Annotated in this window: 22 protein-coding genes, 2 tRNA genes and 1 other RNA gene; 13 read left to right on the top strand and 12 right to left on the bottom strand. The window is 67.4% G+C overall.

All coding sequences use genetic code 11. The features are described from left to right. Positions 1 to 50 precede the first annotated feature (50 nt). Positions 51 to 1,097 (bottom strand): prephenate dehydrogenase, encoded by a 1,047-nt coding sequence (locus FPP74_RS06800; protein ID WP_144717628.1) that lies wholly within the window; start codon positions 1,095 to 1,097, stop codon positions 51 to 53. Positions 1,098 to 1,139: 42 nt separating this feature from the next. Here FPP74_RS06800 and FPP74_RS06795 point away from each other — a divergent pair, with 42 nt between their 5' ends. The 4 genes from FPP74_RS06795 (at position 1,140) to FPP74_RS06780 (ending at position 2,483) form a co-directional block, all read left to right on the top strand. Next, positions 1,140 to 1,631, top strand: a complete 492-nt coding sequence (locus FPP74_RS06795; RefSeq protein WP_095275246.1) for a tRNA adenosine deaminase-associated protein — start codon at positions 1,140 to 1,142, stop codon at positions 1,629 to 1,631. Beyond that, complete coding sequence (locus tag FPP74_RS06790) at positions 1,621 to 2,088, top strand: nucleoside deaminase (RefSeq protein WP_255456088.1); 468 nt, start codon at positions 1,621 to 1,623, stop codon at positions 2,086 to 2,088. The genes FPP74_RS06795 and FPP74_RS06790 overlap by 11 nt, the downstream gene beginning before the upstream one ends. A 44-nt stretch (positions 2,089 to 2,132) precedes the next feature. Next, complete coding sequence (locus FPP74_RS06785; protein ID WP_095275245.1) at positions 2,133 to 2,345, top strand: CsbD family protein; 213 nt, start codon at positions 2,133 to 2,135, stop codon at positions 2,343 to 2,345. A gap of 50 nt (positions 2,346 to 2,395) precedes the next feature. After that, a tRNA-Ser gene (locus FPP74_RS06780) sits at positions 2,396 to 2,483 on the top strand. Positions 2,484 to 2,619: 136 nt separating this feature from the next. Here the strand turns inward: FPP74_RS06780 and FPP74_RS06775 are convergent. Both FPP74_RS06775 and FPP74_RS06770 read right to left on the bottom strand, forming a co-directional pair. Continuing rightward, positions 2,620 to 2,913 (bottom strand): hypothetical protein, encoded by a 294-nt coding sequence (locus FPP74_RS06775; protein WP_144717626.1) that lies wholly within the window; start codon positions 2,911 to 2,913, stop codon positions 2,620 to 2,622. Positions 2,914 to 2,930: 17 nt separating this feature from the next. Next, positions 2,931 to 3,155, bottom strand: a complete 225-nt coding sequence (locus tag FPP74_RS06770) for a hypothetical protein (RefSeq protein WP_133064068.1) — start codon at positions 3,153 to 3,155, stop codon at positions 2,931 to 2,933. A 278-nt stretch (positions 3,156 to 3,433) separates the two neighbouring features. Here FPP74_RS06770 and FPP74_RS06765 point away from each other — a divergent pair, with 278 nt between their 5' ends. Together FPP74_RS06765 and tgt are read left to right on the top strand one after the other, a co-directional pair. Then, positions 3,434 to 5,860: an MMPL family transporter gene (locus FPP74_RS06765; protein ID WP_144717625.1), complete on the top strand. Its 2,427-nt coding sequence runs from the start codon at positions 3,434 to 3,436 to the stop codon at positions 5,858 to 5,860. After that, on the top strand, positions 5,857 to 7,122 hold the full coding sequence (gene tgt / locus FPP74_RS06760) for a tRNA guanosine(34) transglycosylase Tgt (RefSeq protein ID WP_144717623.1): 1,266 nt from the start codon (positions 5,857 to 5,859) through the stop codon (positions 7,120 to 7,122). Before FPP74_RS06765 ends, tgt begins: the two co-directional genes overlap by 4 nt. A gap of 91 nt (positions 7,123 to 7,213) precedes the next feature. Here the strand turns inward: tgt and FPP74_RS06755 are convergent, their stop codons facing one another. From FPP74_RS06755 to FPP74_RS06745, 3 genes are all read right to left on the bottom strand, one after another. Continuing rightward, a complete protein-coding gene (locus tag FPP74_RS06755) occupies positions 7,214 to 8,602 on the bottom strand; it encodes a WHG domain-containing protein (protein WP_144717621.1) in 1,389 nt (462 codons plus the stop codon). Between the two features lie 163 nt (positions 8,603 to 8,765). Continuing rightward, positions 8,766 to 8,930: an antitoxin gene (locus tag FPP74_RS06750; RefSeq protein WP_095275241.1), complete on the bottom strand. Its 165-nt coding sequence runs from the start codon at positions 8,928 to 8,930 to the stop codon at positions 8,766 to 8,768. A 119-nt stretch (positions 8,931 to 9,049) separates the two neighbouring features. Then, complete coding sequence (locus FPP74_RS06745; protein WP_144717619.1) at positions 9,050 to 9,745, bottom strand: queuosine precursor transporter; 696 nt, start codon at positions 9,743 to 9,745, stop codon at positions 9,050 to 9,052. Positions 9,746 to 9,760: 15 nt separating this feature from the next. Between FPP74_RS06745 and gluQRS the strand changes: the two genes are divergently transcribed. Further along, complete coding sequence (gene gluQRS, locus FPP74_RS06740; RefSeq protein ID WP_144717617.1) at positions 9,761 to 10,666, top strand: tRNA glutamyl-Q(34) synthetase GluQRS; 906 nt, start codon at positions 9,761 to 9,763, stop codon at positions 10,664 to 10,666. Between the two features lie 12 nt (positions 10,667 to 10,678). Here the strand turns inward: gluQRS and FPP74_RS06735 are convergent, their stop codons facing one another. Together FPP74_RS06735 and ffs are read right to left on the bottom strand one after the other, a co-directional pair. Further along, a complete protein-coding gene (locus FPP74_RS06735) occupies positions 10,679 to 11,170 on the bottom strand; it encodes a ferritin (RefSeq protein WP_095275238.1) in 492 nt (163 codons plus the stop codon). 281 nt (positions 11,171 to 11,451) lie between these two features. Continuing rightward, an RNA gene (ffs, locus tag FPP74_RS06730) (signal recognition particle sRNA small type) lies at positions 11,452 to 11,550 on the bottom strand. A 149-nt stretch (positions 11,551 to 11,699) separates the two neighbouring features. Here ffs and FPP74_RS06725 point away from each other — a divergent pair. The 6 genes from FPP74_RS06725 (at position 11,700) to recR (ending at position 17,168) form a co-directional block, all read left to right on the top strand. Then, positions 11,700 to 11,788: transfer RNA gene (locus FPP74_RS06725), tRNA-Ser, on the top strand. Between the two features lie 121 nt (positions 11,789 to 11,909). Beyond that, entirely contained in the window at positions 11,910 to 13,190 is a 1,281-nt protein-coding gene (locus tag FPP74_RS06720) for an aminotransferase class I/II-fold pyridoxal phosphate-dependent enzyme (RefSeq protein ID WP_095546866.1), read from the top strand. After that, the gene (locus FPP74_RS06715) at positions 13,180 to 13,722 is read left to right on the top strand and encodes a hypothetical protein (protein WP_233125664.1); all 543 of its coding nucleotides are present in this window, start codon (positions 13,180 to 13,182) and stop codon (positions 13,720 to 13,722) included. Before FPP74_RS06720 ends, FPP74_RS06715 begins: the two co-directional genes overlap by 11 nt. Before the next feature lie 11 nt (positions 13,723 to 13,733). Then, positions 13,734 to 15,947 (top strand): DNA polymerase III subunit gamma and tau, encoded by a 2,214-nt coding sequence (locus FPP74_RS06710; protein ID WP_144717615.1) that lies wholly within the window; start codon positions 13,734 to 13,736, stop codon positions 15,945 to 15,947. A gap of 108 nt (positions 15,948 to 16,055) precedes the next feature. Next, positions 16,056 to 16,442, top strand: coding sequence for a YbaB/EbfC family nucleoid-associated protein (locus FPP74_RS06705; RefSeq protein WP_095275234.1), 387 nt, complete (start codon positions 16,056 to 16,058; stop codon positions 16,440 to 16,442). A gap of 99 nt (positions 16,443 to 16,541) precedes the next feature. After that, on the top strand, positions 16,542 to 17,168 hold the full coding sequence (recR, locus tag FPP74_RS06700) for a recombination mediator RecR (RefSeq protein ID WP_095275233.1): 627 nt from the start codon (positions 16,542 to 16,544) through the stop codon (positions 17,166 to 17,168). A gap of 10 nt (positions 17,169 to 17,178) precedes the next feature. On the opposite strand, the gene FPP74_RS06695 is transcribed toward recR, so the two are convergent. Genes FPP74_RS06695 through FPP74_RS06680 form a run of 4 tightly spaced genes read right to left on the bottom strand, consistent with a single transcriptional unit; the run spans position 17,179 to position 21,571 of the window. Then, on the bottom strand, positions 17,179 to 17,883 hold the full coding sequence (locus FPP74_RS06695; protein WP_144717613.1) for a type 1 glutamine amidotransferase: 705 nt from the start codon (positions 17,881 to 17,883) through the stop codon (positions 17,179 to 17,181). After that, positions 17,876 to 19,153, bottom strand: coding sequence for a MurT ligase domain-containing protein (locus FPP74_RS06690; protein ID WP_144717611.1), 1,278 nt, complete (start codon positions 19,151 to 19,153; stop codon positions 17,876 to 17,878). The genes FPP74_RS06695 and FPP74_RS06690 overlap by 8 nt, the downstream gene beginning before the upstream one ends. Positions 19,154 to 19,163: 10 nt before the next feature. Continuing rightward, a complete protein-coding gene (locus FPP74_RS06685) occupies positions 19,164 to 20,183 on the bottom strand; it encodes a DNA polymerase III subunit epsilon (RefSeq protein WP_144717609.1) in 1,020 nt (339 codons plus the stop codon). 47 nt (positions 20,184 to 20,230) lie between these two features. Further along, positions 20,231 to 21,571 carry a hypothetical protein gene (locus tag FPP74_RS06680; RefSeq protein WP_144717607.1) on the bottom strand — a complete coding sequence of 447 codons (1,341 nt, stop codon included), beginning with the start codon at positions 21,569 to 21,571 and terminating at the stop codon, positions 20,231 to 20,233. Positions 21,572 to 21,592: the final 21 nt, after the last annotated feature.

The following is a 21,592-nucleotide window of genomic DNA, read 5'->3' as shown; positions in this document are numbered from 1 at the left end:
AGACACCGTGTCTGGGGGTTCTTCGTGTCTCAGGCCGCGCTAGAACACGGCTAGAACACCTCGACGCGCCCGCCCAGGGACTCGATCTGCTGGAGCTGGCGCACCCACCCCGGCGCACCCGGGTGCAGGCGCATGACGGGCCGTGAGGAGATCTTCACCGGGGAGACGGACTCGCGGCGGGCGCCGGAGCGGGCGCTCATCCGGGTGTAGGCGCGGTGGCCGGACTCGGCCAGCTGCTTCATCGACGGGGTGGCGCCGGCGAGGTCGGCGCGTGCGGTGCGGAGGACCTCGATGTATTCGTCAAGCACGCGGACCAGGGATTCCGCGTTCGTCTCGCACATGTTGCGCACCAGGACGGGGTCAGTGCCCGCCACGCGCGTGCCGCCCTTGTAGGAGCCGGCGGCCAGCGACTGCGCGAGGGTCCCGCCCTTGTCGCCCACCAGGGCGAGCGCCTCCGCGAGCACGTGCGGCAGGTGGGACACGCGGGCGACCGCCTCGTCGTGCGGGTTCACCCGCACCGGCACTGCCTCGGCGCCGGCGGCGGCCGCCAGCTTGCACACCTGGGCGAACAGCTGCGACCAGCACTCTGGCACGCGGTCCACTTCCAGGGCGTAGTCGTAGGTGACCACCCAGGCGGCGCGGGAGAACAGGCCCTCCTGGGACGCCACCCAGCCGGAGTGCTCGGTGCCCGCCATCGGGTGCCCGCCCACGTAGCGCTCGCCCATCCCGCGCGCGAGGACGAGGTCGTACACCGGCTTCTTCACCGAGACGACGTCCGTAAAGCCGCAGCTCGGGGCGTACTGGGCGATGGCGTCCAGCACGTCGGCTACTGCCTCGAAGGGGACCGCAATGACGATGAGGGCGTCGTCGCGCTGGGCGCGCTGGAGGACGTCGATAAGCGAATTGGTTGCGTCGAACCCGTCGCGCTGCGCGGCGCGGGTGCCATTGCGGGAGTGGGTGTAGCCGTAGGCGGTGTGTCCCTGGGCTACGAGGTCGCGGAGGAGGGAGCCGCCGATGAGCCCGAGGCCGACGATGCAGATGGGCTTGAGGCGGGTGCTGGGGATCCGGGATGCGTCGCTGAGATTCACGCCCCTCATTCTAATGACAACGGCCCGCCGTGCCGACTACTGTGGGCGAACATGAGCGAGGATTACACGGGCGGCTGGGCCGTGACGGTGGCGCAGCACAACGGGGTGTGGAATGTCCGTGGGTACGCGGATGATTTTGGGGACATGGGGGCGTCGATAAGCGCGGTGCGCGCGCTGCGCAACGAGGGGCCGGCGTTTGCGATGCTCAACGTCGAGGACGATTACCTGGTGGTCGTGCGGCCCGGGCCGGTGCGTGCGCGGGTGCTGCTGTCGGACGCGACGATGGCCGTGGATGACGAGTTCGCGGAGTCTGTGCTCGCGGAGGCGGGGATCGACGCGCCCGACATCGACCCCGATGAGCTGGACATGGTCGACGCGTGGGGCGACGGTGACTTTGACATCTTTGCGGACCTCGGGGTTTCCAGCGAACAGATCAGTGTGCTTATCGACGAAGACGCGGACCCCGAAGACCTCGCCTTCATGCTCGCCGACGAGCTCGGCTTCGGCGACGAGCTCGCGGACGCACTCGGGGATGCGGACTAGCGCACCGCAGCGCCGCGCCGAGGCCCGCATGCGCGAGGCGCTGGACCTGGCGCGCACGACCCCGGCCGGCGACGTGCCGGTCGGCGCGCTCGTCTTTGATGCGGCGGGGCGCGTCGTGGGCAGGGGAGTCAACCGCAGGGAGGCGGACGGCGACCCGACCGCGCACGCCGAGGTGGAGGCGATCCGCGCCGCCGCCCGTGAGCTGGGCACGTGGCGCCTGGACGGCTGCGAGCTGGTGGTCACGCTGGAGCCGTGCACGATGTGCGCCGGCGCCATCCTCGGAGCGCGCGTCGCCTCCCTGGTCTTCGGCACGTGGGAGCCCAAGACCGGGGCGGTGGGCTCGCTTTTCGACGCCCTCCGCGACCCCCACCACCTGCACACCGTCGAGGTGCGCGCGGGGGTGCTGGCGGAGGAAAACGCGGCGCTGCTGGGGGCGTTCTTCCGGGACCTTCGGTAAGCTGGGCTGCGTTAGCAACAGACTCGACCGAAAAGGAGACCGTCATGGGTTTTGAGGACAAGGCAGACCAGCTCAAGGGCAAGGCCAAGGAGGCAGCCGGCGAGGTTACGGACAACGAAAGCCTGGAGAACGAGGGCAAGGCCGACCAGCTCAAGGGCGGCGTGCGCGAGAAGCTCGAGGACGCTGGCGACGCAGTGAAGGACAAGTTCAACGAGGTCGCTGGCAAGGTCCAGGACCGCGTCGACGGCGAGAAGTAAGCCGCGGGCGGATTTGGTCTCCGGCGCACCCTACCGTTATTCTGTTTCACGGTAGCGTGTCCGAGCGGCCGAAGGTGCTCGCCTCGAAAGCGAGTGAGGGTCAAACCTCCGCGGGTTCAAATCCCGCCGCTACCGCCAAAGAAAAGTGGCGCATCCCCGGATGTTGGGGGTGCGCCACTTTTGCGTTCGTGTCCCAGTTTTACCCAGTTTTGGCCTGTTTGAGCCTCTAGACTGGCTAACTGTATTGGCCTTACAGCGGTTCCATATCTATTGACTATGCGAAGTTTCCATAGCCAGAAATGGTGCTCACCCATAAGAACGCTGATAAGACGAAAAACGCGACGAATGTGAAGGCAAAAGCACGCCATGATCGGTCGCTAAGCCGATCCTTTTTCAACATGTAGACAGACATGGCTAATACGCCCAACACCACCAATGAAGGTAGAGGTAGCCCATAGAAAACGAAAGGTATTGGAAGCCATGTGGACAGGAGCACTCCGCCATAAAGGGTTGCGAAGCCCAAGACAATTCCAAAAAGCACTTCCGGAATGATCGTTCTTTCTTTCACAACAAATTCCTTACCAATCAGTTTATCTTGATCAGACCACCGTTTTTAGCCTGCGCATGACATTCATTGATGGCGCCCGCTTCATCTCCTTCGTGTCGCAATCCAATGTCTCGACCAATGGCATTGTTTGTTTGATCCATGTGCCCAGCTTCAGGAGAACCAGGATGGTCTGTTTCGTGGGCATCGCCAATTTTTCGTGCAAAATCTGCGTTAACCCGGATCGTTGTCAGCGCCTGCCACACACAATGCCTATCAGCGTCCTGAATGTTATTCTGCCGAGTTCAAAGAGCGAGTTCAAAGAGAAGGCGGTCCATTGCCACTAACTGCACAAACAAAAGAGCCTGTTTGACGAGATCCCCGTGACGAGCCCCTGGCGTTCGGGACCGCATCTTCGTCAACCCGTCCTCGTCATCTGAGTTGTGACCCCTTTGGCCCAGCGTGCCCGACCACTATGATTGGCCGAGTACTTGAAACGTACGCAAGACCTCTCTTTCCCAACACCCGAAGGGCCGTGTGATCTGTGGCGAAGCTCCTCTTCCGGCTAGGACGATGGTCCTACCTGCGCAAATGGCGGGTGATCGTGGCGTGGCTGTGTATCCTCGGCGCGACCGCGGCGGGCGCCCTCTCGCTGATGCGGCCGTTTACCTCCGAGTTCTCCATCTCCGGCACGCCCGCCATCTCCGCGCTGGACACGTTGGAGGAGAACTTCCCCGGGGAGGGCAACGTGGCCACCGCGCCGGGCGTCAACCTGGTGTTCGCCGCGCCCGACGGCCAGTCGCTGGACAGCCCGGAATACATGCGGGCGATGGATGACACGGTCGGCTACATCGAGGACAACCTCGAGGGGCTGAGCGGCACCGACCGCTTTGGCAACCCGGTCGAGGTCAACCGCGAGCTGCAGGACATGATCGTCACCCAGATGACGGACATGGGCCTGCCGGAAGAGACGGCGAAGGCGGACGCGCACAACCTGCGCACGGTCTCGGACGACGGCCGGATCGGCTACACCACCTTCGAGTTCGGGGCCGAGTCCTCCATGACGGTGGAGCAGGCAGACCGCGACGTGGTGAACCAGGCGATGCAGATCGGCCGCGACGCCGGCCTGGAGGTGGAGGCCGGCGGCGCCGGCTTCGGCGACCCGATCGAGATCAACACCACCTCCGAGCTCATCGGCCTCGGCGTCGCCTTCCTGGTCCTGCTCATCACGTTTGGCTCCCTCGCGGCTTCCACGATCCCACTCATCACTGCGGTGGTGGGCGTGGGCATCGGCGCGCTCGCCATCGTGCTGACCACGCACTGGGTGGACCTGAACAACGTCACCCCGGTGCTCGCCGTGATGATCGGCCTGGCGGTGGGGATTGACTACGCCCTGTTCATCCTGTCCCGCTACCGCCAGGAGCGCAGGACGCTGCCCGGGCCCGACGCGGCCGGCATGGCGGTGGGCACCGCCGGGTCCTCCGTCGTGTTCGCGGGCACGACCGTGTTCGTCGCCCTCGTCGCGCTGGTGTTGGCGGGGATCGAGTTCCTCTCCTGGATGGGCCTCGCCGCCGCGCTGACGGTGCTGGTCTCCGTGCTCGTGGCGCTCACGCTCCTGCCCGCGCTGCTCGGCCTGTGGGGCGACCGCGCGTTCGCGGGCCGCATCCCGGGCGTTGCCGGCCAGCCCGGCCCCGGGAAGCGCCCCGCGAAAGATTTGGACGAAAAGTCCATGGGCCGCACCTGGGTCAACTTCGTGCGGAAGTTCCCGGCCGTGGTCATGGCGTGCGTGGTCCTGGGCCTGGGCGCGCTGGCTGCACCGGTGCTGGACTTGGAGATGGCGCTGCCGTCGGATAGCACCTCGAACCTCGACACCACCCAGCGCAAGTCGGCGGAGCTCATGGCGGAAGGCTTCGGACCTGGCGTGAACGCGCCGTTCCTCGTCGTGGTGGACGCGCACGCGGCGAAACCCGACTCGGAGATCCTGCGGCCGTACATGGACGCGATCCCGGACGAGCAGGGCGGCGACGCCGAGAAGGCGGCGCTTGCTTCCTTCCTCTACGCCGTTGGCGAGGCCGGCACGGTCAGCGGCATCCAGCACGCGCAGCTCATCGGTGTCAACGACGACATGACCGCGGCGCAGATGGTGGCCTACCCGCAGGGCGGCCCGGAGGAGGAGTACACGCTCGAGGTCGCGCACGGCCTGCGCGAGACCCTGCACCAGGTCGAGGACGCCACCGGCGTGACCATTGGCCTGACGGGGCTCACGGCGGTGCAGATGGACATCACCGAGGAGCTCAGCGGCGCGATGCCGCTCTACCTGGCGATCGTGGTTGGGCTGGCGATCCTGCTGCTCATGATCGTGTTCCGCTCCATCCTCGTGCCCGTGGTCGCGGGCCTGGGCTTCCTGCTCTCGGTCGGCGCGGCCTTCGGCGTCACGGTCCTGTTCTGGCAGGAGGGCTTCCTGGGCCTGGTCAACACGCCGACCCCGATTCTGTCCTTCCTGCCCATCTTCCTCATCGGCGTCACCTTCGGCCTGGCCATGGACTACCAGGTCTTCCTGGTCACGCGCATCCGCGAGCACTACCTCAAGCTGCGCCGCGAGGGCGACCCCGACGCGGAAATCCACGCCGTCCAGCACTCCACCGTCGACGGCTTCGCGCAGGGCGCGCGCGTGGTCACGGCCGCCGCGATCATCATGATCGCCGTCTTCGTGGCCTTCATCAACCAGCCGCTCCCATTCATCCAGATCTTCGGCTTTGCGCTCGGCGTCGCAGTGCTTTTCGACGCTTTCTTCGTCCGGATGGCACTCGTCCCGGCCACCATGTTCATCCTCGGTCGTTCGACCTGGTGGATGCCCCGCTGGCTCGACCGGATCTTGCCGCACGTGGACGTGGAGGGCACCGGCCTGGAGCGCGAGTTTGAAGACCACCGCACCCACCCCGACACTGCAGAACTGGAGCCCGCCCGATGAACCCCACACACACCGATCTTTCCTACACCGTCGGCACTGAGCTCGAGCCCGCGCCGGGCCGCCACGGCCGCACGGGCACGATCCACACTCCGCACGGCGACATTCAGACGCCCGCGTTCATCCCCGTGGCCACGAAGGCGACGGTGAAGACGCTGACCCCGGAGCAGATCCACCAGACCGGGGCCCAGGCCATCCTGTCCAACGCCTACCACCTATACCTGCAGCCGGGCCCGGACATCGTCGACGAGGCGGGCGGCGTGGCCGCGTTTGAGCACTGGGACGGGCCGACCTACACCGACTCCGGCGGCTTCCAGGTGATGAGCCTGGGCGTCGGCTTCAAAAAGGTGCTGGCGATGGACATCGCGGACCTGGACGAGAGCGACATCCGCGCAGCCAACAAGGACCGCATGGCGCGTGTCGACGACGACGGCGTCGACTTCAAGTCTGTCATCGACGGCTCCTCGCACCGCTTCACCCCTGAGGTGAGCATGCAGATCCAACACCAGTTGGGCGCGGACATTATGTTCGCCTTCGACGAGCTGACCACCCTGGTGGACACCCGCGACTACCAGGAGCACTCCGTGGAGCGCACCCGCCGCTGGGCGAAGCGCTGCCTGGACGAGCACGACCGTCTCACCCACGCCCGCGAGGGTAAGCCGCTGCAGTCGCTGTGGGGCGTGGTGCAGGGCGCACAGTACGAGGACCTGCGCCGATCCGCGGTGCGGGGCCTGCTGGACTTGGACCGTGAGGCCCGCGAGGAGGGCAAGCGCGGCTTCGGCGGCTTCGGCATCGGTGGCGCCCTGGAGAAGGAGAACCTGGGCACTATCGTCGGTTGGGTCACCGACGAGTTGCCCGCCGACAAGCCCCGCCACCTGCTTGGCATCTCCGAGCCGGACGACATCTTCACCGCCGTGGAGGCGGGCGCGGACACCTTCGACTGCGTCGCGCCGACCCGACTGGGCCGCCGCGGTGGCGTGTACACCCTAGATGGGCGAATGAACCTCACCGCAGCCCGCTTCAAGCGCGACTTTGCAGGGGTGGACGAGGAGTTTGGCGGCTACGTCTCTCAGAACTACTCCCGCGCCTACATCCACCACCTCCTCAAAGCGAAGGAATTCCTCGCTGGCACGCTGTGCACCATGCACAACCTGGAGTTCATGATCCGTCTCGTGGACAACATCCGCGCCGCCATCGACGCCGGTGAGTACGAGGCGTACCGCGACGAGTTCATGGGGCGCTACTACGCCAACGCCCGCACATAACCAGGGGAAATGAACTTTTCGCCCAAAAGTTAGTCGGCGATCGCGTCGAGCGGCGGGCAGGCCAGAGAGTGGACGCGTGACTTATGCGCTACTACTGCGGGCGCAGCTCGAGGATGTTGATCATGCCCCGGAGCAGGATGTCCATCACTCGGGAGGCAATTCGGTAGCTGAAGTCCTGGTTGTCGTAGGTGAGCACGCCGATCGTGGCGAGCTGAGAGACGCCGTGGATGGACGCCCACAGCGCCATCATCTGGGTGTAGAGCACCCAGGTGGAGCGCGGTCCTTCGGACTGCGAGATCGCGTCGCGCACGATGTTCATCAGGAAGGTGAACGCCTTGCCCATGTCGAAGGGCTGGGCGGTGCCGCCCTCGTCGTCGAAGGAGACGGGGACGATGGAGCGGCTGGAAATCTCGATGAGGGCGACGAATCCGACCGGGTCGGTCAGCGCGTACTGCAGGTAGCCGAAGCCGGTGGCCTTGATGTAGGTCAGTCCCGGCGAGCCTTCGGAGACGAAGCTGCTCTGGCGCAGGATCGCCTGGGTGTTGGCCTCGTCGAGGTGGACCTCAAGCTCGTGGAGGAGGGCCGCGTCGCCGTCGAAAAGCTGGCGCGCGGTGCTCACCGGGAGGCTGGCTTGCTCGGCGGCGGCCTCCAGGGTCATCTCGGCGACGCTGCGGGTGACGACGACCTCGGCGGCGCCGCGGAACAGGGCTTCGCGAACCTCGTCCCTGGTGTCACGCGGCATGTCCTTGGCCTTGGTGGTAAATGGCTCGAGAAGCTCGCCTTTGATGTGCTCCGGCTCGAAGGCCAGGATGTGGCCTTCCTTGATTGTGTCGACGAGGCCGGACAGCAGGGTCTGCAGGGCCGCCTGGAAGGTTTGTCGCTTTGCCGTGGGGGAGAGGTGGCGCATGATGCCAAACGTGGCCAGGTGGGTGAGTCCGTGCATCTCCGAGAGGACCGTTATGGTCTCGCGGAGGATGAGGGTGTTGTCCACCGGCATGCCCATCTCCTTGGTGAGCTCCACCAGCAGCCGGATAATGCGCGTCGTCGCCGGCGGGAAGGCGTCCAGGTCCGGGGCTTTGTCGACCTGCTCCTCAAAGTTGGGGAACTGGTGCGCCACCTTCGAGCGGCTGTACGCGGCGAAGTAGGTGGGGTTGTCCAGTGCCTGGTTGAAGTAACCGGTGGCGTTGGCGCGCAGCTTCTGCGTGACCGACGCGTCCGCGGGCAGCTTTGCCAGCTCTTGGTCGGTGAAACCACGGAGGCGCTCGTCAAGGAACGCGCTGACCTCGCTATACAGATCCTCGTCGGAGCTGAAGAGCGTCTTCGCTTCATCGACGGTGGCGCCTGCCAGGTCAGCGGCTGCCGGGATGGTCAGCGCGTCGCGGCCCCCGCGGCCGAGGAGGCGGGTGGCTTGGTCCAACAGGTGTAGCTTGGCGGAACCTGTGAGGCCTGTGGGCGAGGCGGGGCGTTGTTCTGCATTCACCCTCGCCAGTGTACCTCGTCTTCGACACCTGTCCCACCAAACCGCCGCTTCTTATTCGGTGTTTATGCACAACTTATGCGTAGCTTGGGTGACTAAAGTTTTTGCATGAAAAACGGGCCGCACCCCGGGAGGGGGTACGGCCCGTCAATACGGGAACCGAGGGTTACTCGGAGCCGAGCTTGCCGTCGATGGCATCGCGAGCCTGGTCGACCTTGTCGGCCTTATCCTCGCCGAGCTTGCCCTTGGCAGCGTCCGCAGCCTTGTCCAGGCCCTTGTCGGTAGCTTCCTCGGAGTTCAGTGCATCCTTTGCCTTGTCAAAAACGCCCATTGTGCTAATTCCTTTCGTTCGGGTTTTGCTAATCCGTGGCCCCTTTCGGAACCAGTGGTACCCAACGTAGCGACCATTTGCGGACGCGTCGACCAATCTGGCGGATTTTAAGAGAATTGTTACTTCGTCGTGAGGTCTGCGTGGCCAGCATGACGCTTTTCGACGCCACGCACCCACGCAATCGTCGGGTAGGTAACCGGCAATAGCACGACCTCCAGCAGCGTCTTCCACAGGAAGCCGACCAGGACGTAGTTGATGAAGTCGCCCGCCGTGCTGATGCCGATCACGCTCGCCGCGATCGCGCAGAACAGGAGCGTATCCACGAACTCGCCCACGACGGTGGAACCGATCAGGCGCGCCCACAGGTTGCCCGTGCCAAAGCGGTCCTTCATCTTCTGCAGGACCCACGCGTTGGAGAGTTGCCCCACCACGTAGCCGGCCAGCGACGCCGCCACGATCTGCGGCACCAGACCGAGCACGGAGGCGAACGTGTCCTGGGCGTCGTAGAAGTCCGCGGCGGGGAGCCAGATGGCGATGTAGAAGGAGACGACCGCGAGGATGGCGATGCCAAAGCCGGTGAACACGGCGCGGCGGGCCGCCTTGAAGCCGTAGACCTCGGCGAGGACGTCGCCGATGACGTAGGAGAGTGGGAAGAGGAAGAACGCGCCGTCGGTAAGCAACGGCCCCAACGCCACGCCCTTCTGCGCGGTGATGTTGGAGATGAGGAACACTGCACAGAAGACGGCGAGCAGGATCGGGTACGGGGAGCGGGAAACTGGGGTATCTGGGGTTGTCACGGATGAGTATTCAACCATAAGTAGGCTCGGGGCATGTCTGCTGGGAGATACGCGCCCTCGCCGAGCGGGGACCTGCACATTGGCAACTTGCGCACCGCCGTGCTGGCGTGGCTCTTCGCTCGTCGCACCGGCCGTGACTTCTCCCTGCGCATCGAGGACATCGATTCGGAGCGTTCCAGCGCGGAATCGGCCGCGCGGCAGATCGAGGACCTCGAGGCGCTGGGCCTGGACTTCGACCCGCCGGTGACTTACCAATCCGACAACGGAGAGCGCTACGCCGCGGCGCTGGAGGGGTTGGAGACCTACGAGTGCTACTGCACGCGCCGCGACATCCGCGAGGCCGCCAGCGCTCCGCACGCCCGCCCCGGCCTCTACCCGGGCACGTGCCGCGACCTCACCGAGGCCGAGCGCGAGGCGAAGCGGGCCGAGCTGGCCGAGCAGGGGCGGATGCCGGCGCTGCGGCTGCGCGCCGGAGTCGCCGAGTGGTTCGCGCGCGATTTCTATGCCGGCGAGGTCGCCGGGCCGGTCGATGACGTCATCCTGCGCCGCGGCGGCAACCTCAACCAGGCCCAGGCGGGGGATTGGGCGTACAACCTCGCCGTGGTTGTGGACGACGGTGAGCAGGGCATCGACCAAGTCGTGCGCGGCGACGATCTCACGTTCTCTGCGCCCGCGCAGGCCTACCTGGCCCACCTGCTGGGCTACGAGCAGCCCGAGTACGTGCACGTGCCGCTGGTGGTCAACGGGGAGGGTCGAAGGTTGGCAAAGCGTGACGGGGCGGTGACGCTGCGGGAGATGACGCGCGAGCGGCCGGTGGAGGCGGTGGTGGGGGAGATTGCGGCGTCGATAGGCTGCCCCGGCGTGGACAGCGTCGGGGAGCTGCTGACACAGTTCGACCCAGGGGCGCTGCCGCGCAAACCCTGGGTCTGGAGGGGCTGACTACTCCTCGCCTTAATTGTCGCCGCGCTGTGCGAGCTGCTCGTCGATGCGCAGCAGCCCCGCGCCGTCATTGCCAACGAGCTCCAGCTTGTCGATGATGCCCTGCGCGCTCGACTCCTCTTCAACCTGCTCGGAGAGGAACCAGTTAATGGTGTCGCGGGACTCCAGATCCCCCACCTCGTCGGCAACGCGGGCGATGTGGCGAATCTCCGCCGTCACCTTCTGCTCGTGCTCAAGCGAAGCCTTGAAGGCTTCGAGCAGGCTCGCGATCTTTGGCGCGTCGAGCTCGATGCTGGCGAGCACCACGCGCTGCCCGCGGTCCTGGAGGTGCTTGGTGAACTTGGCGGCGTGCTCCACTTCTTCCTGCGCCTGCGCGATGAACCAGGTGGCAGCGCCGTCGAAACCGAGCTCTGTCATCTCGTTGGCCAGGTGGCGGTACAGGTACGCGGCGAGGTACTCCTCGGTGACCTGGGCGTTCATGACGTCGTAAAGCTTTGCGTCCATGGTGATTGGGCCTTCCTTCTACGGGGCTGATGTCGTGTGGCCCAGCCTAGCCGAAAACGGTATATGAGCGTTGTGCCGCTACGCTACCTCTCGAAGACCTCCGGCGTCCTCGTCAAACGGGGCTGTTGCCTGCCGGGGTGTGGGGGCTTCCGGTGTTATTCGGCTAGATGACGAGCGCAGGATGACGAGGATGCGGACAAGTCTGCGACTTCGTCAAGGGGTTCTCGTCAAACAGGTCAGAACTCGCCCCGGCGCCCCGCCAGGCGCACGGCCCCACGGCAAAAATAAGGGGACCCCACGCACCTGCCAGAGCTCGCTGACCCTTGCTGCGTTCCCGCCCTGGGGGAGTTCACAAGATAAGCACCGCGTGGGATCCTGCCCCACACTGTAGCCAACAATTCCCGCGAGCTCCAAACCCCGCCAGCGCCCAATGCCTATCGACGCCCCGCCATGCCGCTTGCCCAGCGGTTTTGGACCGAATAGGTGCATGCGCTAAAGTATTGCCACGACGCTGTGAGCGTTACTCATTGGAGGATTCGACTAGCGGCCTATGTCACACGCCTGGAACGCGTGCGGGTAGCAATACCCTCGTGGGTTCAAATCCCACATCCTCCGCCAACTCACCGGCACCCCGCAATCACGCGAGGTGCCGGTTTTGCGTTGCTGGGCGATCGCAGCCCCGTTGTAAGATCGGGGCAAAACGTTATCGCCTACCCACGATTGGATGCGTGAATCGCACATGGGACACACTCCGCTGACAGACCACACCCCGGAGCAGCTCGCTGAGCTGGCGCAAGAGGTCCGCGCGCAGTACGCCGACCTGCAGGCGAAGGGCCTGAAGCTGGATCTGACGCGCGGCAAGCCGTCGTCCGAGCAGCTGGACTTTGGTAACGAGCTCCTGGAGCTGCCGGGCAAGGACCGCTTCACGGACAGCTCCGGCGGCGACGTGCGCAATTACGGCGGCGGCGTGGGCATCCCGGACATCCGCAACCTGTGGGCGGAGGTGCTCGGCGTGGACCCGAAGCTGGTCATCGCCGGCGATTCCTCCTCGCTGAACATCATGTTTGACCTGGTGTCCTTCTCCTACATGTTTGGCAACAATGACTCCGCGCGCCCGTGGAAGGATGAGGAGCACGTCAAGTGGATCTGCCCGGTGCCGGGGTACGACCGCCACTTCTCCATCACCGAGCTGTTCGGCTTCGAGATGGTCACCGTGCCGATGCGTGACGGCGGCCCCGACATGGACAAGGTCGAGGAGCTGGCCAAGGACCCGCAGGTCAAGGGCATGTGGACCGTCCCCGTCTTTAGCAACCCCACCGGCACGGTGTACTCGCGCGAGGTGATCGACCGCCTCGCCGCGATGGAGACGGCCGCGCCCGATTTCCGCATTGTGTGGGATAACGCGTACGCGGTGCACACGCTGACCGACGAGTTCCCAGAGAACCCGAACGTGCTGGAGATCGCCGCACAGGCGGGCAACCCGAACCGCTTCTGGTACATGAGCTCCACGTCCAAGATCACCCACGCGGGCTCGGGCGTGGCCTTCTTCGCCTCCTCGGAGGAGAACCTGGCCTGGTACACCAAGATCGCAGGGGTGCGTGGCATCGGTCCCAACAAGCGGAACCAGCTCGCGCACGCCATGTATTTCCACGACGCGGAGGGCGTGCGCGTGGTGATGCGCAAGCACGCCGGTTCGCTCGGTCCGAAGTTTGAGGCGGTCGAGCGCGCGCTGGAGGAGCGCCTGGGCGGCTACGGCATCGCGGAGTGGACCAGGCCGGAGGGCGGTTACTTCGTGTCCCTGGACGTGCCGGACGGCACCGCGACCCGCGTGTGGCAGCTGGCCAAGGAGGCCGGCATCAAGCTCACGCAGGCGGGCTCCCCGTTCCCGCTGCACGACGACCCGCACGACCGCACCCTGCGCCTCGCGCCGTCGCTGCCGCCGCTCGATGAGGTCGTCGAGGCGATGGACGGCGTCGCGCTGTGCGTCCTCTTCGCCGCCATCGAGCAGCGTGAGGCCTAACCAGGCTGCCGAGTGGCTCGGGTCGTTGCTACCTCCCGAGCCCATGCTTATCGACGCCCCACCCGCCCCCTTCCCCGCCCTCGCCGCCGAGGGGATCGCCGCCACCTGCGGGTTCTCCGAGGTAGATACCGGGCTCGCGCTCGAATCGGAGACGGGTACGGATGTGCGGTGCGAGATGGTGGTGCACGCGGGCGTCGATAAGCAACTGCTCGGTGCCGCACTGGGTGCCGCCGCGACGATGGTCCTGGAGCTCGGCGTGCCCGCGCAGCCTGGGGTGCTGCTGGAACACCTGCTTGACCGGGTGGACCTGCCCGACGGGGTGAGTGTGCGGCACGGGTTGCTGCGCGAACCGCGCCTGTTCGAGCAGGGCACGCCGCTGGTACGCGAGCCCGGGCGGCTGACCCTGCTGCTGGAACTGGCGCTGCTCACGGACGACGAGTTCGCCATCGCCTCGGAGCAAGGTGGGGCCGTGCTCGAGCGGCGGATGCGGCGGCGCGGGGCCGCAATGGCCGACTGGTATCGCGATGCCTAAACTTGGGCGGCGTGGCTCTCTACCGGAAATATCGTCCCGCGACCTTTGGTGAAGTAATTGGCCAAGAGCAGGTGACAGTCCCGCTGTCGACCGCCCTGGACAACGGGCGCATCAACCACGCCTACCTGTTTTCAGGCCCGCGCGGCTGCGGCAAGACCTCGTCGGCGCGCATCCTCGCCCGCTCCCTGAACTGCGTGGAGGGGCCGACGTCCACCCCGTGCGGGGTGTGCGACTCGTGCCGCTCGCTCGCGCCGGGTGGCTCCGGAAACCTGGACGTGATGGAGCTGGACGCGGCGTCGCACGGCGGCGTCGACGACATGCGCGACCTGCGCGAGCGCGCCATGTTCGCGCCGGCGGAGTCGCGCTACCGCGTCTTCATCATCGATGAGGCGCACATGATCTCTCAGTCCGGGAACAACGCGCTGCTGAAGATCGTGGAGGAGCCGCCGGAGCACCTCATCTTCATCTTCGCTACCACCGAGCCGGAGAAGATGCTGGGCACGATCCGCTCCCGCACCCACAACTACCCGTTCCGCCTGCTCACCCCGCAGGCGATGCGCGAGCTGCTCGAGCACGTCGTGGCTGAGGAGGGCGCGCAGGTGGAGGACACCGTCTACCCGCTGGTCATCCGCGCGGGCGGCGGCTCGCCCCGCGACACCCTGTCTGTGCTGGACCAGCTGCTCGCCGGCGCCGGCCCCGACGGGCTCACCTACGACCTGGCGCTGCCGCTGCTCGGCGTGACGGACCTTTCGCTTCTCGACGCCGCCGTGGACGCCCTCGCCTCCCGCGATGCCTCCGCCATCTTCCACACCATCGATAACGTCATCGAGTCCGGCCACGAGCCGCGCCGCTTCGCCCTCGACCTCCTCGACCGGCTGCGCGACCTGCTCGTGGTGCGCACCGTCCCCGACGCGTTTGGGCAGGGGCTTGTCGACGCCCCCGTGGACCGCGCCGACATCCTCCGCGCAGAAGCCGAGCAGTTTAGCCCCGCGCAGCTCTCGGCCCTAGCCACCGAGGTCAACGACCGCATCCAGGACCTGCGCGGCGCCACCTCGCCGCGCCTGCTGCTGGAGGTCATGATGGCGCACTTGCTCACCATCGATGGCGGGGCCGGGGCTCCCGCTCCCGGTTCTGCCACACCGGCGCAGCAGCCAGCGTCCGGCGGCCCTGCTGGTGGCAGCGCTGCGGCTGCGGCGGCGGCCGCTGCGGCGGCTGCCGGTGGGCGAGGCCAGGTACGCAGCAAGTCCACCCCGCCGCCGCAGCGCGCTCCGCGGCCGGAGTCGCAGCAGCGCGAGGAGGCGCCGCAGGAAACTCCGCCGCAGGAAAAGCCGCAGCCCACCCCGCCCGCGGAACCCGCCAGGCCCGCTGCGCCAGCCGAGCCCATGCCGCGGGAGCCGAAGCAGCAGGAGCCTGCTGCTGCTCAGGCCCAGGATTCCCAGGACCCTGACGAGCTGTTCGAGCGCGTCCACCGCGATTGGACGCGGCTGCGCCAGTCCGTTGGCGAGCGCAACAAGGTCGCGGAAATCATGCTCACGGAGGCGAAGCCCCTTGGCATGGATGGTCAGACCCTCGTGATCGGCCACAACACGGGCGCGCTTGCAGAGCGCATCAACGCGGACCGCAACAACGCCGACATTGTCGCTGTGTTTGAAGAGAAACTTGGACGTCGCGTGCAGGTGCGCTGCGTGGTGGGCACCGACCCGTCCGCGGCGAACGTGCGACCGCGGGCGACCCCGCGCGCGGAGCAGGTGTGGAACCCGAACCAGGGGACCTCCTCGAACGAGCCGGCGCCTGAGGAGCCTGCGGGGGCGCCCACAGCACAGAAGAGCCAGAAGAACCAGAAGAACGCAGCCAACGACTGGAAGGCTGCCGCGCAGGCGGCGAGCCGGAAGGCTGCGGAAAAGGCGCAGCGCGAGCGCGACGAGATCCCGCTGCCGCCCGAGCCGATGGACGACGAGCCCGACTACGACCCGTACGCCGACGGCGACGGATTGCCGCAGGACCCGGCGCAGGCTCCGGCACAGTCACAGTCACAGCCACAGGCGGCACCGGCACCGCAGCAGCCAGAGCCGGCACCGCAGCCGGCCCCTGCGTACACGCGCGAGGACGAGGAGCGCGACATGGCTGAACAGGCGTTCTCGGAGGAGGGCACGATCGATCACCGCGACGCCACCGAGGTGGCCATGGAGCTGTTGAGTAAGGAACTCGGCGCGAAGCCGATGTAGCCGTTCGCTGGTAGCAAGCAGGCGCGGAAGCCCGCGCGGGAACGGGTACACTAGGCCGGGAACTCACCGCCCCAGTCGGGGAAACAATACTGAGAAAGGTTGCACACCATGACCGAGCCGAACATGCCGAACGATATGCAGGACCTCATCCGCCAGGCGGCGGAGGTGCAGGCGCAGCTGCAGCAGGCCCAGCAAGAGCTGCTGGCTACTGAGGTCACCGGTACCGCCGGGGGCGAGCTGGTGAAGGTCACCATGACCGGCGGCGCTGAGATCACCAACCTGGAGATCAAGAAGGAAGCGGTGGACCCGGAGGACGTCGAGTCCCTGCAGGACCTTATCCTCGCTGCGTACCGCGACGCGCACACGAAGGCCGGCGAGCTCGCGCAGGAGAAGATCGGCCCGCTGACCGGCGGCTCGGGCCTGGGCCAGCAGGGCGGCCCGACCGGCGGCCAGTCCGCTGGTGACGGTGAGATCCCGTTCGGCGGCATTATCTAAGCACCGCACCGTTTTTACGTCTGTAGCGCCTGGCCGTGGGGCCGGGCGCTTTGGCGTGTAGTACCCCCGCAAACCAGGGCAAACCAAGGAGGCAATGCCATGTTTGAAGGCCCGCTGCAGGACCTGATCGACGAGTTCTCGCGCTTACCCGGTGTCGGCCCCAAATCCGCCCAGCGCATCGCCTTCCACCTGCTGAAGACGGAGCCGGAGGACATTGACCGGCTGCGCTCCGCGCTGGCTGCGGTGCGCGACGGCGTGACGTTCTGCCGGATCTGCAACAACGTCTCCCGCGACGAGGTGTGCCGTATCTGCGCCGACTCCGGCAGGGATGCCACCACGGTGTGCGTGGTGGAGGACGCCAAGGACATCCAGGTCATCGAGCGCACCGGCGAGTACAGCGGGCGCTACCACGTGCTCGGCGGGGCGCTAGACCCGCTGGCCAACGTCGGACCGAAGGACCTCGCCATCGCCCCGCTGCTCAAGCGCATCGGTGGGGTGCTGCCGGACCGCGACGGCGAGGATTCGCCGCAGGTCAGCGAGGTGATCCTGGCCACCGACCCAGACACCGAGGGCGAGGCGACCGCGTCCTATTTGGTGCGCTTGCTCAAGGACTTCCCGGAGCTGACCATTTCGCGCCTGGCGTCGGGTATGCCGCTGGGCGGCGACTTGGAGTTCGTGGACGAGCTCACGCTGTCGCGCGCGCTTAGCGGCCGGTTGAAGCTGTAAGCGGGACTCGTTACTTCAGCCGCTCGGCGCGCAGCGCGTCCACCACGTTCAGCTCCAGCGGGGCGAGCTCCGCGGTGTCCACGCCGAGGGCGCGGGCGAGGAGGAGGTCCGCCAGCTGCGGGTTCCGGGCCAGGACCGGGCCGTGCATGTAGGTGGCGATCACGCTGCCCTGGACCGCGCCCTCGACGGTGCTGTCCAGGTTGCCCACGCCACGCGTGACCTGGCCGAGCGGCTGGGCGTCCGGGCCGAGGACGGTGCCTCCCATGTGGTTTTCAAAGCCGGTGAGGGGCTCGGTGAGGAGGTCGGTCGCCGGGGTGGTGGTGACTTCGCCGATGGCGCGGGTGGAAAGGGGGGTGGTGGTGGCGTCGATAAGCGAGATGCCCTCGACCGAGCGACCGGCGGCGTTGAAGGAGTGGCCGAGGACCTGCAGGCCTGCGCAAATGGCCAGGATCGGGGTGCCGTTGTCGGCGGCGCGCTGCAGGCCTGGCGACGCCTTGAGGCGCTCCGCGGCGAGCACCTGTGCCGAGTCCTCGCCGCCGCCGAGCGTGTAGACGTCGCAGTCGGCGGTGATCTCGTCGGTGAGCAGGAAGGGGCGGATCTCCGCGTCGAGGCCGCGCATGCGGGCGCGCTGGCGCAGGACGAGCGCGTTGCCGTCGTCGCCGTAGGTGCCCAGGACGTCGGGCAGAATCAGGCCGATTGTCAGTTGCTTAGCCACGGTAATCCTCCTGCTTGGCCAGGTCCCGCTTCAGGTCGCGGAACGCGGTGTAGTTTGCCAGCACCTCGACGCGCCCCGGCGGGCAGGCGCGGATCGCCTCAACCACGTCGTGGACCACCTCGTGCTCGATGCCCGCGTACAGCAGGCGCACCGCCAGGTCCGTGCCGCGCTCGCCGGCGGATTTCACCGCGATGCCGTCGAAGTCCTCGAACTTCACGTCCCACAGCCAGGACACGTCCGCGCCGTCGCCCTGCTGGGCGTTGACGGCGATGACCACGCCGTCCGCGTCGCGGTCCAGCATGGTCAGGGCTTCCTGCCACCCGGCCGGGTTCTTGGCCAGCAGCAGGCGCACCTCGTGCTCGCCGAGCGTGACCGTGGCGTAGCGGCCGGCCACATTGTCCACGTCCTCGACGGCGCCCACGGCCTTGTCCAGCGGGACGTCGTAGGCCTCGACGGCCGCGGCGACGGCCTGGGCGGCGTTGCCGCGGTTGGCGCGGCCGGGCAGCGTCAGGTGCATGGGCACCTGGCCGGACGGGGTGGTCAGGCCCTGCGCATCGACCGTGTAGGTGGGGGAGGGGCGGCGGAACTCGGTGCCGTCCGCGAGCTTCTCGGTGGCGTACCAGTCGCCCTCCGGGGTGCGCACGACGTAGCCGGGCCCGCGCGGGTTGGTCACCGAGTCATTGACCCAGCCCGCGCCCGCGGACACCCACACTACGTTGGGGTGGTCCCACGCCACCGACGTCATGAGGACGTCGTCGCAGTTGGCCACCACCGTCATCTCGGGGCGCTTTTCCACACACGCGCGCAACGCCCGCTCGATCTTATTGATCTCGCCCACGCGGTCCAGCTGGTCGCGCGACAGGTTGAGCAGCACGAGCGCGTCCGCGTCCAGGCTCTCCGCCACGTGGGGGACGTGGAGCTCGTCCACCTCGAGGACGATGTTGGCGGCGTCGCCGCCCGCCATGAGGGCGGAGATGATGCCGGCGTCCATGTTGTCGCCGCCCTCGTTCGTGGCCACCGTGTACGTGGTGCGCAGCGCCTGGGCCAGCATGCGGGTCGTGGTGGACTTGCCGTTGGTGCCGGTGACCAGCACCGTGGGCCGCCCGCGGCCCAGGCCGTCCATAATGTTCGGGTCGATCGCGCCCGCGACCAGGCCGCCGATCATGCCGCCTGCGCCGCGACCGGTGGCGCGGGAGGCGGTGGTGGCGAGCTTCGCCGCTGTGAGCGCGGCGTTCGTGCGGATGCGTGCAAGGCGTCCTCTCGGATTCATGAGCTCTACGTTAGTGCACGCGCTCTGCAGAACCCATCTGCTCCACGGCGGTGAGGAACTCCTCCCCGGTCAGTAGCGGGATGTCCTTGCGGTGCCCGTGCATCGCCTTCCCGCGGAGTTCGTCCGGCGACGCGCCCCTCGCCAGGGCGTCCGTGACCACTACGGAGCTCTCGCGGGTGAGCTTTTCGGTGTAGGTCAGGCCGGCGCGGACGGCGGCGTCGATAAGCGTGTCGGGCTCGAGCGCGATGTTGTCGGTGACCACGACCTCCATGCCCTTGCGCAGGCCGGTCTCCGGGGAATACTTCCCGGGGTTGTCCGCCGCGGCGCCGGCCTTCTCCGCGTCGACGCGCACGGTGGAGCGCTGCAGGCCGAAGCGGTCCGCGGCGAGCTCGTCCGGCGCGCGGCCAGGCACCTCGCCGTGCTCACGGAGCTGCATGTACATGGCCACAAGCTTGAGGGTCTGCTCGCGCGAGATCTCCGCCTCGGGGCGGGCGGCGCGCTCCGCATTGGCCACGGGCGACTCGGAGGCCACGCCAATCAGGTCCGCGACGGCCCCGATTCGCAGGTCCGTGGGCACCACGCCTTGCCGACGCGCCGCAGCCAGCAGGTCCACGATCTGGGTGGGGTGCGGGACGTGGCCCACGCGCTGGCGGCGGCGCCCGTTGCGCTTCTTGCGCGAGCGGTTGGCGCGGGCGGCGGCGCTCATGGCGCGGCGCGCCTCGCTGACGATGAAGCCCCAGGTAGTGGGGGTGTCGAAGGTGACGAGCACGCGGTCGTCGAGAAGTTTGTCCAGCGACTTGAGGAAGCGGGTAAAGCGCGGGGCCTGGGCGACCTCGTGGGTGCTCAGGCCGTGGGTGTGGCGGGGGCCTGGGTCGCAACCGGGGTTGATGACGGCGTGGAACTCCTCGCCGACGCGGCCGCCGTCATCAAAGGTCACGGCATCGATGGTGAGGATCCGCCCGGTCGACGGGTGGATGCCCGTCGTCTGCGCGGAGAGCGCAACGTAGGGGTAGGACTCGTTCGATGTCATTGTTCACATAGTAGTCGGGCCGCGGGCGGTGCGGCCCGCGCCCTGGCCTACTGGTCCAGCACTGCCGGATCCTGCGGGTCCTCCACGGAGGCAACGACGGTGTCGTCGTAGCGCGTCGGCGAGATGCGCGCCGCGGCGCTGTTGCCACTGTTCCACTGGGTGCTGATGGCAATGACGCCCGCGATGGTCAGCAGGATCAGCAGCGTGCCCGCGGCGATGCAAGCCGGGTGGAGGCGGCTCGCCGCCGCCGGCTTCTTCTCCGTGTCCTCCGCGACCGCTGCGGCTGGCTGGTCCGGGGTTTGCTCCGCGGCGAGCGCGGCTGCTTCCGCGTCGTCGTCGGCGCGGAAGCGCGGGAAGCGGCGCCGGGGCTGATCGGGTTCCGCGACGCTCTCCTCGGACTCGCCGATGAGCGTGGTGGACGCGGCCACAGCACCCGCAGGTTCCTCAGCGTCGTTGGCGTCCTCAGCGTCTTTGGCCACCGTCGCCGCGGCGACCTCGCGCGACGCCGGGTCCACCTCGGGCTCCGCCGGCGCTGGCTCGTCCAGCAGCGGGGAGGGGGCTAGTGGGGTCGAGTCGCCGGTGAGCTCGCCCGACGCGAGGGAGGGGCGACCGCAGGATGCCTCGTTCGGGGCGCCGACGGTGACGAGCTCCGGAATCCGCTGCGCCTCCGGCAGCGGGAGGAACGGCACCGGCGAAACTTCATTCGGAGTACCGGTCTCGTCCACCCCGCTGAGGTTGACGGTGAGCTCGACGCCGTTGGCGGTGGGCGCATGGTAGCCGCGCACGACCACGATGAGGCCGCGCTGCTCAAGGTTGCGCAGCGTCGGGGTGATCTCGGACGCGGTGCGCGGGTCAAGCGTGCCCACGCCGCCCTTGCCCAGGCAGGCGATGACGTCGCCGGCCTCGTCGAAGCCGAGGCGGACAAGCAAGCTCATCCGGTCATCCATGTCGCGCTCCGCAGCGTCCGGCAGGTAGGACACGACGCGGGGGCCGGTGCCGTCCAGCAGTGCCCAGGGCTCGGTCGGGGGCTCGTTGGCGGGGATGCACAGGCCCGGGCGGGGGAGGCGGAGGGTGAGGTTCACGGTGCCGTCGGCAAGCGACTCGGCCCTGGCGGTGACCTCCGGGGTCAGGCCCGCCTCGGCGATGTGGGCGAGCTCCTGGTACTCCAGTGCGTCGTGCTCGGCCATCGTGCCCAGAATGTTGCCGTCAGCGGTGATGTAAAAGCCTGCGTCCTCGCCGCGCTGCAGCAGCGTGACCTGGAAGTCGGCGTGCCCGTCGCGGGCATTCGCCAGGTAATTGCGCACAAGTGCCTGATCCACATCGCAGGTAGGAATGCTTCGGACGGCGCCGATCCCGTGGTCGGGAACCACGTAGTTCGGGCTTTGCATGATCCTTCTCCACCTTACTGT

It is taken from the genome of Corynebacterium sp. NML180780, from assembly GCF_007786415.1.
GTDB classification, from domain to species: Bacteria; Actinomycetota; Actinomycetes; order Mycobacteriales; family Mycobacteriaceae; genus Corynebacterium; species Corynebacterium gottingense.
This window is presented reverse-complemented; position numbering and strand designations above follow the sequence as displayed.

Bases quoted from the DNA above. Each gene is read 5' to 3' on its own strand.
- FPP74_RS06800 (WP_144717628.1), bottom strand. From the start codon at position 1,097: ATGAGGGGCGTGAATCTCAGCGACGCATCCCGGATCCCCAGCACCCGC.
- FPP74_RS06795 (WP_095275246.1), top strand. From the start codon at position 1,140: ATGAGCGAGGATTACACGGGCGGCTGGGCCGTGACGGTGGCGCAGCAC.
- FPP74_RS06790 (WP_255456088.1), top strand. From the start codon at position 1,621: ATGCGGACTAGCGCACCGCAGCGCCGCGCCGAGGCCCGCATGCGCGAG.
- FPP74_RS06785 (WP_095275245.1), top strand. From the start codon at position 2,133: ATGGGTTTTGAGGACAAGGCAGACCAGCTCAAGGGCAAGGCCAAGGAG.
- tgt (WP_144717623.1), top strand. From the start codon at position 5,857: ATGAACCCCACACACACCGATCTTTCCTACACCGTCGGCACTGAGCTC.
- FPP74_RS06750 (WP_095275241.1), bottom strand. From the start codon at position 8,930: ATGGGCGTTTTTGACAAGGCAAAGGATGCACTGAACTCCGAGGAAGCT.
- FPP74_RS06745 (WP_144717619.1), bottom strand. From the start codon at position 9,745: ATGGTTGAATACTCATCCGTGACAACCCCAGATACCCCAGTTTCCCGC.
- gluQRS (WP_144717617.1), top strand. From the start codon at position 9,761: ATGTCTGCTGGGAGATACGCGCCCTCGCCGAGCGGGGACCTGCACATT.
- FPP74_RS06735 (WP_095275238.1), bottom strand. From the start codon at position 11,170: ATGGACGCAAAGCTTTACGACGTCATGAACGCCCAGGTCACCGAGGAG.
- FPP74_RS06720 (WP_095546866.1), top strand. From the start codon at position 11,910: ATGGGACACACTCCGCTGACAGACCACACCCCGGAGCAGCTCGCTGAG.
- FPP74_RS06705 (WP_095275234.1), top strand. From the start codon at position 16,056: ATGACCGAGCCGAACATGCCGAACGATATGCAGGACCTCATCCGCCAG.
- recR (WP_095275233.1), top strand. From the start codon at position 16,542: ATGTTTGAAGGCCCGCTGCAGGACCTGATCGACGAGTTCTCGCGCTTA.
- FPP74_RS06690 (WP_144717611.1), bottom strand. From the start codon at position 19,153: ATGAATCCGAGAGGACGCCTTGCACGCATCCGCACGAACGCCGCGCTC.
- FPP74_RS06685 (WP_144717609.1), bottom strand. From the start codon at position 20,183: ATGACATCGAACGAGTCCTACCCCTACGTTGCGCTCTCCGCGCAGACG.
- FPP74_RS06680 (WP_144717607.1), bottom strand. From the start codon at position 21,571: ATGCAAAGCCCGAACTACGTGGTTCCCGACCACGGGATCGGCGCCGTC.